General features: G+C 63.4%; 9 protein-coding genes. 7 read left to right on the top strand and 2 right to left on the bottom strand.

The features are described 5' to 3' along the window. On the bottom strand, positions 1–1,029 hold a 1,029-nt coding region (locus IAE34_RS21640), incomplete at its 3' end, for a retention module-containing protein (protein ID WP_200140996.1). 979 nt (positions 1,030–2,008) lie between these two features. Between IAE34_RS21640 and IAE34_RS21635 the strand changes: the two genes are divergently transcribed. The 6 genes from IAE34_RS21635 to IAE34_RS21610 all read left to right on the top strand — a co-directional run bounded on the left by IAE34_RS21635 (position 2,009) and on the right by IAE34_RS21610 (position 9,454). After that, the gene (locus IAE34_RS21635) at positions 2,009–4,165 is read left to right on the top strand and encodes a type I secretion system permease/ATPase (RefSeq protein ID WP_200140995.1); all 2,157 of its coding nucleotides are present in this window, start codon (positions 2,009–2,011) and stop codon (positions 4,163–4,165) included. A gap of 28 nt (positions 4,166–4,193) precedes the next feature. Continuing rightward, positions 4,194–5,531 (top strand): HlyD family type I secretion periplasmic adaptor subunit, encoded by a 1,338-nt coding sequence (locus tag IAE34_RS21630; RefSeq protein WP_200140999.1) that lies wholly within the window; start codon positions 4,194–4,196, stop codon positions 5,529–5,531. A 239-nt stretch (positions 5,532–5,770) separates the two neighbouring features. Further along, a complete protein-coding gene (locus tag IAE34_RS21625; RefSeq protein WP_200140994.1) occupies positions 5,771–6,670 on the top strand; it encodes a TauD/TfdA dioxygenase family protein in 900 nt (299 codons plus the stop codon). 18 nt (positions 6,671–6,688) lie between these two features. Next, positions 6,689–7,708 (top strand): ABC transporter substrate-binding protein, encoded by a 1,020-nt coding sequence (locus IAE34_RS21620; RefSeq protein WP_200140993.1) that lies wholly within the window; start codon positions 6,689–6,691, stop codon positions 7,706–7,708. Between the two features lie 6 nt (positions 7,709–7,714). Beyond that, positions 7,715–8,578, top strand: a complete 864-nt coding sequence (locus tag IAE34_RS21615) for an ABC transporter ATP-binding protein (RefSeq protein WP_200140992.1) — start codon at positions 7,715–7,717, stop codon at positions 8,576–8,578. Positions 8,579–8,590: 12 nt separating this feature from the next. Further along, positions 8,591–9,454: an ABC transporter permease gene (locus tag IAE34_RS21610; protein ID WP_200140991.1), complete on the top strand. Its 864-nt coding sequence runs from the start codon at positions 8,591–8,593 to the stop codon at positions 9,452–9,454. A 12-nt stretch (positions 9,455–9,466) separates the two neighbouring features. Here the strand turns inward: IAE34_RS21610 and IAE34_RS21605 are convergent, their stop codons facing one another. Next, a complete protein-coding gene (locus IAE34_RS21605) occupies positions 9,467–10,024 on the bottom strand; it encodes a WYL domain-containing protein (RefSeq protein ID WP_200140990.1) in 558 nt (185 codons plus the stop codon). Between the two features lie 205 nt (positions 10,025–10,229). Between IAE34_RS21605 and IAE34_RS21600 the strand changes: the two genes are divergently transcribed. Further along, on the top strand, positions 10,230–11,042 hold the full coding sequence (locus IAE34_RS21600; protein WP_200140989.1) for a tetratricopeptide repeat protein: 813 nt from the start codon (positions 10,230–10,232) through the stop codon (positions 11,040–11,042). Positions 11,043–11,138: the final 96 nt, after the last annotated feature.

The raw sequence follows: 11,138 nt of genomic DNA, 5'->3' as shown, positions 1-11,138 counted from the left end.
GGTGTTGACGGTGCTGCCGTTGTTGTAGACGTCGTTGGCCGGCGTCTGGAAATCGATCGAGCCGCTGGATTTACCGGCGTCTACCGTAATGGTCTGGCCGTTGGACAGGGTGACGGTCACCGGCGTCTGGGCTGGGTTGTTCAGGCTGACGGTATAGGTGATCACGCCGCCTTCAGTGACGCTTGGCGTGGCGGTCAGCGTGGCAGTGGTGGTGTCGATCGTATCGGTGATCTGAGTGACCGCCGGGGTATCGCTGGGGGTAACGATCAGACCACTGCCACCCGAAGTACTCGTGACCGTAGTGGAGATCTGGCCGCCATCGATGTATGGCGTGTCGTTGGCGGGCACGTCGACGTTCACCGAGCCACTGGTCTGGCCGGCCTGGATCACGATCACCGAGCCATTCGAAAGAGTGACGGTCAGGTCGGTCTGCGGCGGCTGGCCCACGTTGGCGGTGTAGACGATCACACCGCCGGCTTCGCTGATCGACGGCGTGGCGGTGAGGGTCAGACCTGTGGCCACCGGCGTGGCGTTCGTGGTGGTGTCATCTACGCCACCGACTTGTTGGGCGTTCAAAGCTGCAGCGGAGTTGATCCCCTCGGTCGGGAAGCCCACCGTTGGGTCGACGACGCCGGCAGTCTCTTCCAGCAGAACGAAGCTGTGGCCGCCGCCGACCGAGCCGCCGCCCGCCGCGGTCGGGCCGGCCGCCGGGGCTTCCAGGTCGGTGGTCGGGTCGGCACCGGCTGCGATGGCCTGCTGCAACTCCTCAACCGAAGGTGCTACCTGGGCGGTGACCTGGCCCAGGTCCGCACTGCTGGCCGGTGTATCGGCGCTCCATTGACTGTCGCGGCCCAGGTCGAGCATTCGGCCATCTGCCAATTCCAGAGTCACGGCGCCGCCCGGGCCGGTGAGGACTTCCTCGCCGGCGAACAGGCGATCTCCTTCGACCAGCACGCGCTTGATGCCTTCCGGGGATACTGCGATGACTTGGCCAACAATGCTTTTGACGATGGCAACGACAGTGCTCATGGAACTCTCCGGGTGTGTCTCAGTTGGCTTCCGGCCGGCGTGCGAACCTGCTTCCGCTGGAATGTTACAAAAGTGGATTTGACGCTCTGGTGTGTCAATTTTGTGACGATAACTTTTGGCTATTAAGCTTATGCCAAAGTATTGACCCTTGTCTTGTCATCCTAAACAATTGGCAATCTAATGTCACATTGATATTTAGGCGTGCGCCAATCTTCCTTTCGTATTAGTTACGTACAGTCATGCGCAATCCATAAACGTTCCGTTCAGGCGGCTATTGTTACGGAATAAAGCCCTGGCGATGGTGATGTGGAGCAATGAGCCGAGCGCTGCCATGGATGCCTGCGCGCCCCGAGGGTAGCGGTGTTGAGATCCTGTCGGTTTGCTTGCGGCAAGCATGAATCTTGCCGAGAGCGCCAGTGCGACGGGTACCGTGCGTCAGGTTGCACAGAGGAAGGGCGTGGGAGCGGCTCAGCCAATGGCTGGAGAGGTTGGAGCGTCGAGGGATACGTACTCCTTTGCGTGCCCCTCGATGGGGGACAGTCAATAAACTGGCAATGAAGTACTGAAATCTGGCGCCCCATGATTCAGCGACATCCTCCGATAGGAGAAGCTCCGGCTCTCGCGGATTTATCTTCCGCCGAGCTTGCATCAGCGCTATGTGGGGTTAGGCTTTGCAGAGGGTGTCAGGCGCGGATGACCGAGCCGCCGCCTGTGCCTGACGGCCCAAGGGACCCCCGGCTGCAGACCTGTTCACGTAAATGAAACCTTCACCCGGGACCGTCGTCTGGAGCAGGGAAGGTTATCCGGTTGTTTACTCGATACCGAATCAAAGCGACCATTGATCGGTCGCTGAAAAAACCAGGTACTTTCAGTGCCATATGCTGTTTTCAAGCTGCACCCCAGACCGTCCGAGGTGACCGTCACGCATCCGCTGACGGCCTGCCTGCCCCAACCACTGCAAGGATGAAGAGAGCGCCGCGTGGAATCCGAAGTCAGTCGAGTACAGCTCAACCATGATCCACGCAGTCAGCACGACGATCCGTTGTTGGACAGCCTGTTGACCCTCTGCGTGCTGCACCAGAAACCTGCCAGCCGGGCCATGCTCACCACCGGTTTGCCGTTGCCTTCCCAGCGGCTGAATCAGGAGCTGCTGCCGCGTGCGGCCGCACGTGCCGGTCTGCAGGGGCGCCTGTTGCAGCGCAAGCTCGAGCAGATTCCCAACATCGCCATGCCGGCCATGTTGCTGCTCAAGGACGGTCGCAGCGCCGTGCTGCTGGGATGGGAAACCGACGATCGCGCGCGTCTGCTGCTCAGCGAGAGCGACGGGGGCGAGGTACTGGTGACCCGCGAAGCGCTGACCGGCGACTACAGTGGCAAGGTGTTCTTCGCGCAGCCCCAGCACAAGTACGACGTCAACCACGGCAACCTCATTCCACGTACTCGCTCCTGGTTCCGCGACACCCTGCTGCGCAGCAAATGGCTGTACATCGACGCCATCGCCGCCAGCCTGGTCATCAACCTGATCGCGCTCGCCGCGCCGCTGTTCGTGATGAACGTCTACGACCGGGTGGTGCCCAACCAGGCGACCTCGACCTTGTGGGTCCTGGCCGTCGGTATCGCCGGTGCCTATGTCTTCGACCTCATTCTCAAGGGCCTGCGCAGCCTGTGCCTGGACCTGGCCGGCAAGAAGACCGACCTGATCATCTCGGCGACACTGTTCGAGCGCATCGTCGGCATGTCGATGAAGTACCGCCCCGCGCGGGTCGGCAGTTTTGCCCAGAACATTCACGAGTTTCAGGGACTGCGCGATTTCCTGGCTTCGCTGACCCTCACCAGCCTGATCGACTTGCCGTTCACCCTGCTGATCCTGATGGTGATCGCCATCATCGGCGGCCACCTGGTGTGGATTCCGGTGGTGGCTTTCCCGCTGGCCCTGAGCATCGGCTACGCCTTGCAAAAACCGCTGATGGCGACCATGGAGCGCACCATGGCGCTGGCTTCCGAGCGCCAGTCGAGCCTGATCGAGACCCTGGCCGGGCTGGACGCGGTGAAGGTCAACAACGCCGAGAGCGAGCGCCAGTACATGTGGGAGCAGACCCTCGGCACCCTCAGCCGACTGGAGCTGCGGGTCAAGGTGCTTTCGGGACTGGCGATGAACATCACACTGCTGATCCAGCAGCTGGCTGGCGTGGCGATGATCTGCGTAGGCGTGTACCTGATCATCGACGGCAGCCTGAGCATGGGCGGCCTGGTGGCCTGCTACATGCTCAGCGGCCGCGCCCTCGGACCGCTGGGGCAACTCAACGGCTTGCTGGCGCGTTATCAACAGGCCAAGGTGACCATGGTCGCCACCGACCAGATGATGGGGCTGCCGCAGGAGCGCAACTTCGAGGAGCGACCGCTGAGCCGGCAAGTGCTGCAAGGTGCAGTGGAGTTTCGCGGCCTGGACTTCACCTACCCCAACCAGCAGAACCAGGCACTCAAGGGCATCAACCTGATCATTCGGCCCGGCGAGAAGATCGGCATCATCGGCCGCAGCGGCTCGGGCAAGAGTTCGCTGGCCAAGCTGATCGTCGGCCTTTACGAGGCAGACAACGGCTCCCTGCTGGTCGATGGCGTGGATATCCGCCAGATCGACGTCAGCGAGCTGCGTCACAACATTGGCTACGTGCCCCAGGACATCCAGTTGCTGGCCGGCACCCTGCGCGACAATCTGGTCAGCGGCGCCCGCTACATCGAGGACGAGCTGATCCTGCAAGCCGCCGAACTGGCCGGTGTGCACGAGTTCGCCCGGCTGCACCCGGATGGTTACGAGCTGCAGGTAGGCGAGCGTGGGCAGAACCTGTCCGGCGGCCAGCGGCAGAACGTGGCGCTGGCTCGTGCCCTGCTGCTCAATCCGCAGATTCTGCTGCTGGACGAACCCACCAGCGCCATGGACAACACCGGCGAGGAGCGTCTGAAGCAGCGCCTTGCCGCCGTGATCGAGGGCAAGACCGTGCTGCTGGTCACCCACCGGGCGTCGTTGTTGTCGCTGGTGGACCGGCTGATCGTGATCGATCGCGGGCAGATCGTCGCCGACGGGCCGAAAGTGGCCGTCATGGAAGCGCTGAAGAAGGGGCAGATCAGTGTTGCATAAGCTGGATTTCGCACGTTTCAAGGATCAGATGCGTCGCTACTTCAAAGGCTCCGAGTCGATGGCCGGCCAGCCGCTGCCGGAGGTGCCGAAGGCGCTGATCGAGGATGCACCGCGCGTGGTGCGTCTGACCATCTGGGGTGTGATCGCCTTTTTCCTGTTCCTGATCGTCTGGGCCTGCTTCGCGCCGATCGACGAGGTGACCCGAGGCGAGGGCAAGGCCATTCCGTCATCCAAGGTGCAGAAGGTGCAGAACCTGGAAGGTGGCATCGTCGCGCAGATCTACGCCAAGGAAGGTGAAGTGGTGGAGGTGGGCCAGCCATTGCTGCGCCTGGATGAAACCCGCTTCGCCTCGAACGTTGGCGAGACCGAGGCGTCGCGTCTGGCGATGGCCCTGCGGGTGCAGCGCCTGACCGCCGAGATCGACGGCAAGCCACTGCAAATCGACGAAGAGTTGCGCAAGGCGGCGCCGAGCCAGGCGGCCAGTGAACAGTCGCTGTACGAAAGTCGTCGCCAACAGCTGCAGGACGAGATCAGCGGTCTGGACCAGCAACTGGTGCAGAAGCAGCAGGAACTGCGCGAGTTCAACTCCAAGCGCGCCCAGTACGCCAACAGCTTGCAACTGCTGCGTCAGGAAATTTCCATGTCCGAGCCGTTGGTGTCTCGCGGCGCGATCTCCCAGGTCGAGCTGCTGCGCCTGCGCCGTTCGGAAGTGGAAACACGCGGACAGATGGACTCCACCGCCCTGGCCATTCCTCGCGCCGAAGCGGCGATCCGGGAAGTGCAGAGCAAGATCGAGGAGACCCGCGGCAAGTTTCGTAGCGAGGCGCTGACCCAGCTGAACGAGGCGCGCACCGAACTGAACAAGGCCACCGCCACCAGCAAGGCACTGGACGATCGGGTCAACCGCACCATGGTGACCTCTCCGGTGCGAGGGATCGTCAAGCAGTTGCTGGTCAATACCATCGGTGGGGTGATCCAGCCAGGCAGCGATATCATCGAGATCGTGCCGCTGGACGACACCCTGGTGATCGAGGCCAAGATCCTGCCCAAGGACATCGCTTTCCTGCATCCCGGACAGGAAGCGACGGTCAAGTTCAGCGCCTACGACTACACCATCTACGGCGGGCTCAAGGCCAAGCTGGAGCAGATCGGGGCCGATACCATCACCGACGAAGACAAGAAGACCACCTATTACCTGATCAGGCTGCGCACCGACAAAAGCCATCTGGGCACGGATGCCAAGCCACTGCTGATCATTCCGGGCATGGTCGCGACGGTGGATATCCTGACTGGCAAGAAGACCATCATGAGTTATCTGCTCAAGCCGATCATCAAGGCGCGCACCGAAGCGCTGCGCGAGCGCTGATCGGGTGCAGCGATGCGGGCGCGGACGAACGTGCTCGCATCGCTTGAACAGGATGAGAACAGCAGCATATCTTTATTCTTTAAAGATATTTAAAATTAATTTCTTATCACTTTATAGTTCATCCCACTGCGTACCTGCCGACCAATCGGCGCGCCGCACGACTCGAACCCACACGGCAAACCCGTGCGGTCCTGAATCGATGCGCGCCTGTACCGTCGCGCACTGCGTGGGAGTGAACAATGTCAGCCGCTCTGAGCGCCTTGTCGTCGACCGACAGCGCACCGCCGCAACACTTTGAAATTAGGCCTTTCAGCGAGGCCGTGGGTGCCGAGATCCTCGGCCTGGACCTCTCCCAGGCAGTGAACGCCGAGGACTTCCAGCGGATTCACCGTGCCCATCTGGATCACCACGTACTGGTGTTCCGTGACCAACGCATCACCCCCGAGCAGCAGATCGCGTTCAGCCGGCGTTTCGGTGAGTTGCAGATTCACGTGCTCAAGCAGTTCCTGCTGGAAAACCATCCCGAAATTCTTATCGTCTCCAACATCGTCGAAGAGGGTCGCAACATCGGCCTGGGCGACGCTGGCAAGTTCTGGCATTCGGATCTGTCCTACAAGGCGCTGCCGAGCCTGGGCTCGATGCTGCATGCCCAGGAGCTGCCCAGTGAGGGCGGGGATACCTTGTTCGCCGACATGCACAAGGCCTGGGAGGGCGTTCCCGCAGCGCTGCGCGAGGTGGTGCAAGGTCGCAGCGCCGCCCACTCCTATACCGCGCGCTATGCCGAGACCAAGTTCGAGGGCAATTGGCGGCCGACGCTCACCGCCGAGCAGTTGGCTCAAGTGGTCGAGGTCATTCACCCGGTCGTGCGCACTCATCCCGAGACCGGTCGAGCGGCGCTGTTCGTCAGCGAAGGCTTCACCACGCGCATCGTCGGCTTGCCCGAGGACGAAAGCCGTGACGTGCTGCAGCAGTTGTACGCGCTGAGCGTGCTGCCGACCAACGTCTATCGCCATCGCTGGCAGGCCCACGACCTGGTGTTCTGGGACAACCGTTCGCTGATTCACCTGGCGGCAGGCTGCCCGGCTCACCTGCGGCGCAAGCTGTATCGCACCACCATCCAGGGCGATGCCCCGTTCTGACCCGTTGAGGACACCTTCATGCGTACATCCTTCGGCCGCCTCGCGGCCAGCATCGGCCTGGGCGCGAGCCTGGTCATCGGCACTCTGGCGCTGCCTGGCGCGGCGCAGGCGGAAGGCAAGATCCGCATTGCCGAGCAGTTCGGCATCGTCTACCTGTTGCTCAATGTGGTGCGTGACCAGCAACTGATCGAAAAGCACGGCAAGGCGCAGGGCCTGGACATCCAGGTCGACTGGGCGCAGTTGTCTGGTGGCTCGGCGATCAACGACGCGCTGCTGTCCGGCTCGGTCGACATCGCCGGCGCCGGGGTAGGCCCGCTGCTGACGGTCTGGGACCGCACCTACGGCCGGCAGAACGTCAAGGCCGTAGCGTCGCTGGGCAACTTTCCCTATTACCTGGTGAGCAGCAATCCGGCGGTCAAGACCATCGCCGACTTCTCCGAGAAAGACCGCATCGCCGTGCCGGCAGTGGGCGTTTCGGTGCAATCGCGCTTCCTGCAATACGCCGCGGCCAAGCAGTGGGGTGACGAGCACTACAACCGTCTCGACAAGTACACCCTCGCGGTCCCGCACCCGGATGCCGCCGCTGCACTGCTGGCCGGCGGTACCGAGCTCAACGCGCATTTTTCCAATCCGCCCTTCCAGGACCAGGAGCTGGCCAACAAGAACGTGCACGTGGTGCTCGACAGCTACCAGTTGCTCGGCCCCAACTCCCCGACCTTGCTATTCGCCACGGAAAAGTTTCGCAAGGACAACCCCAAGACCTACAAGGCCTTCGTCGAGGCGCTGGCCGAGGCCGCCGACTTCGCCCAGCGCGACAAGGCCGCCGCAGCCGATACCTATATCCGCGTGACCAAGGCCAAGATCGACCGTGAGGCGTTGATCAAGCTGATCGACAACCCGCAGTACGAATTCACCATCACGCCGAAAAACACGTATCCACTGGCCGAGTTCCTGTATCGGGTGGGCGCCATCAAGCACAAGCCGGCCTCGTGGAAGGACTACTTCTTCCAGGATGAACGACCACTGCAAGGGAGCTGAGCGACCATGACTGCGCCATTGCCAGGCCACACGGCCAGCACGCTGCACCCGCTACATGCTACGTCCCTGCTACAGGTGAACGGGCTCAGCCTGGAGTACCGCAGCGCCCAGCGCGTGGTACGCGCCACCCATCAGGTGAGCTTCGAGGTCGACCGCGCCGACCGCTTCGTGCTGCTGGGACCCTCCGGGTGCGGCAAGTCCACCCTGCTCAAGGCTGTCGCTGGTTTCATCGAGCCCTGCGAGGGGCAGATCCTGTTGCAGGGCCAGCCCGTGAAAGGGCCTGGCCCGGATCGGATCGTGGTGTTTCAGGAGTTCGACCAGCTGCCGCCGTGGAAAACGGTGAAGCAGAACGTGATGTTTCCGCTGCGGGTGTCGGGCCAGCTCAGCCGGGCCGAAGCGCAGGAGCGGGCGATGCATTATCTGGAGAAAGTCGGCCTGGCCGCCTTCGCCGATGCCTATCCGCATACCCTTTCCGGTGGCATGAAGGCGCGGGTGGCCATCGCCCGCGCCCTGGCCACGCAGCCGCAGATCCTGTTGATGGACGAACCCTTCGCCGCCCTCGACGCCCTGACCCGCCGCAAGATGCAGGAAGAACTGCTGCGCCTGTGGGAGGAAGTGCGCTTCACCTTGTTGTTCGTCACCCATTCCATCGAGGAGGCGCTGGTGGTCGGCAACCGCATCCTGCTGCTCTCGCCGCATCCAGGGCGAGTGCGGGCCGAGGTGCACAGCCATCAATATGGCATGGGTAGCCTGGGTGCAGGCGACTTCCAGGCCAGCGCCCGACGCATCCATCGCCTGCTGTTCGACGAAAGCGGCGAGCCGGAGCCCGCTGCATGGCTGGACTTCAACGACATCCGCATCGCCTACTGACTGGAGCCTGCCATGACAACCCCATCCATTCGTCAGGAATACGAAGTAGCGCTGCAGCCTCTGCCGGGGCTCTCCTTGCAGCGCGAGCTACCCCTGGCCCAGCGTCTGTGGCAGCAGGCCTGGCTGCGCAAGGGCGTGATCCTGCTGTTGCTGGCACTGCTCTGGGAGGCGATGGCCCGCTATACCGACAACGACCTGCTGCTGCCCACCTTCACCCAGACGGCGCTGGCCCTGTGGGATGGGTTGCTCAGTGGCGAGCTGCCGGCCAAGGTCGGTGTGTCGCTGGTGGTGCTGCTCAAAGGGTATGTGCTGGGCATCGTGCTGGCGTTCGGGCTGACCAGCCTGGCGGTGTCGACCCAGTTCGGCCGCGACCTGCTCGGCACCCTCACGTCGATGCTGAACCCGCTGCCGGCCATCGCTCTGCTGCCGCTGGCGCTGCTGTGGTTCGGGCTGGGCGACAACAGCCTGATCTTCGTGCTGGTGCACTCGGTGCTCTGGGCCCTGGCGTTGAACACCTACGCAGGTTTCATGGGGGTATCGGAGACCCTGCGCATGGCCGGTCGCAACTATGGCTTGCGCGGCCTGCGCCTGGTGTTGCACGTGCTGGTACCCGCGGCGCTGCCGTCGATCCTCTCGGGCCTCAAGATCGGCTGGGCATTCGCCTGGCGCACGCTGATCGCTGCCGAACTGGTATTCGGCGCCAGCAGCGGCAAGGGCGGCCTGGGCTGGTACATCTTTCAGAACCGCAACGAGCTGTACACCGACAAGGTGTTCGCCGGGCTGGCCGTGGTGATTCTGATCGGCCTGCTGGTCGAAGGGCTGGTGTTCAACACCCTGGAGCGCCTCACCGTGCGGCGCTGGGGCATGCAGCGCTGAGGGCGCTGTGGCTCAATCCCGGTAACGGGCGGCCGCGCTGCTGAGGGTGCGGCCGATCTCCTCGCGCAGCGCCAGGGGCTGCTCGACCACCAGCGCTTCGCCCTGGGCCAGCAGCCACCAGCGCAGCGGCGCATCGTCACCGACCGTAGCCCGCAGCCGGTGGCCCTGTTCAAGGGCCGTCAGCTGCATGTCGATGCCCAGCGGCATCTCGCGCAGGCGCCGGGCCAGGGCATCGGTGATCCATGCCTGCAAGAGCAGGCCCTGGCCTTGCACGGCCTTCAGCGGTTCGTCACGCAGGTAGTCCAGAAGGTCGAAGTTGCCGCGCAGGTCGGTCACGGCGCTGGCCGACCAGTGCCAGCCGAACGGGATGCTCTTGTCGTTGCGTTCCAGCGGAAAGATCAGCGACAGTTCGTTCAGATCACGTTCGACGGTACGCTTGCTGACGGTGAAGCCCACATCGCGCAGACGCCAGACCAGATCGGCGCTGGTGGCCCCGGGCGAGCGGCTGGGCAACTGGCGTAGCAAGGCCCATTGACGACTGAGAGTGGCGCGGGTTGTGGCGAACGGCAATGGTTAACGTCCTTGTCTGGGCTTGCGTCACCTAGCATGGCGGGCGCCGCGTAAGATGGCAATTCGCTACAAGTCGCTGAGATCAACAAACCCTGCATTGGTTGCGTGTTCACGGTTCGTTCGCGACAGGTTTTGTCGTATCGTCGCGCAGAATCGCCTCATCACAGTCGAGGTCGGAACTGTGGGCCGTTCAATGAGGATGAACATGTCTGCTGCCAGCAATATCCATTCGCTGCTTGCCCGCCTTCTGCCCGAGCGTATCGTGCCGCTGCCGGCCATTCCCCGCAGGCACCTGCGGCTGTTCGCCGGCGTCGGCCTGCCGACCCAGTGGGCGGTGCTGGGCGAGCGCTCGGTGCTGGTCAGCCGCCTGGATGAGGCCGTGGACGTGCAGGCGATCTACAGCGATCTGCGTATTCAGGCGCTACAGGGCAACCCTGCGGTGCTCAACGACCTGGGCTGGATCTGGCTCAACGGACGCTACTGGCGCGCCGACACGGCCTTGGCCAGCCACCTGCTGCGCATGGCCGCGCTGCAGGGCAATGCCGCTGCCTGGTACAACCTGGGCCAGCAACACTACTTCGGCAAGGGTGTGCCGGTGTGCTACGCCAATGCGGCGCAGTACTACCGCCACGCCTTCGAGTCCGGGCTGTCGCACGCGGCGGCGGCCTTGGGCGACCTCTACGAGGAGGAGGTCTGCGAGACCGACCAGGACTGGCAGGTGGATGCGGCCGAGGCCTACGCCTGGTTCATGCGTGGGGCTCAGCGTGGTGAAGCGCGCTGCCGCTTCGAGGTGGGCTATCGACAGTTGCACGGCCTGCACGTGCGGACCGACGTCAAGGCGGGACTGTACTGGCTGGAGCTGGCCGCCGGGGCAGGGGTGATGCAGGCCGCCGAAGAGCTGGCGGTGCATTTCAGTCGACGCGACGCCTCGCGCTACCTGGACTGGCGAGATCAGGCGATCGCCCTGGGCAGCAAATTGGCCCTGACCATGAAGCTGGAGGATCAGGTGCAGCCCTGAAGGCTTGCTGGTGGGGCATCGTGTCGGCGCCTCCACAGGCGGCGATTTATCCGCCAGGCGCTGACCCCTGCTCGAACTCATCAACACGCTGTTCAT

It is taken from the genome of Pseudomonas sp. S30, assembly GCF_016518545.1.
Classification (GTDB): Bacteria; Pseudomonadota; Gammaproteobacteria; order Pseudomonadales; family Pseudomonadaceae; genus Aquipseudomonas.
The sequence above is the reverse complement of the archived record's forward strand: the minus strand, read 5'-3'. Positions and strand labels throughout refer to the sequence as shown.